This is a genomic window from Pseudomonas brassicacearum, assembly GCF_003732265.1.
Taxonomy (GTDB): domain Bacteria; phylum Pseudomonadota; class Gammaproteobacteria; order Pseudomonadales; family Pseudomonadaceae; genus Aquipseudomonas; species Aquipseudomonas brassicacearum_D.
In genome coordinates, this window is record NZ_MOBK01000372.1 from 1 (window position 1) to 618 (window position 618).

Below are 618 nucleotides of genomic sequence, written 5' to 3' on the forward strand. Positions count from 1 at the left end.
GAGCTTGTAGCTGTCGGAGGCGATGTACATCTCTTTCTTGCCTTCGAGTTTCCAGTCGTAGCGATCCGGTGCACCGTTGAACATGTCGAGGTTGTCGGAGGTACGCAGGCCATCCGCCGCAGTACCCGGGCCGTCGTAGGACACTTGTGGCGCCCGACGCACACGACGCTGGCCGGCGTTGTAGACCCACGCCGAACGTGGTTCCTTCACCTGATCGAGGGTTTCGTGCACCAGCAGCACACCACCGGCCAGACGCGCTGGCGCGGTCACTTTCTGCTTGAAGTAGAACAGGATGTTGCCCGGGTTTTTCGGGTCGTAGTCCTTCATCTTGTCGCGGAACACGAACTGATCCTGGAAGTACACCAGGCTGTACGAGCCGTTCGGTTGCGGCGTGGCCTGGGTTACCAGACGGGTCACGCTGCCGCCGCGATAGCGGGTGATGTGGTTCCAGATGACTTCCACACCGCTTTTCGGAATCGGGAACGGCACTGCCGTGTCGAAGTTCTCCAGACCGTTGCCGCCGGACACCAGGTTGGTGGTGGTGGCGTTTTTCTTGATGGCGGCAAACACGTCATCCGGCACGGTCGCGCCGCGGTGTGACGGGTACACCGGCATCTT

At 61.0% G+C, this 618-nt stretch carries 1 protein-coding gene; it reads right to left on the reverse strand.

All coding sequences use genetic code 11. The annotated features are described in order from the left end of the window. The coding region (locus BK660_RS31770; protein ID WP_148057540.1) for a DUF1329 domain-containing protein at positions 1–618 on the reverse strand (618 nt) is incomplete at both ends.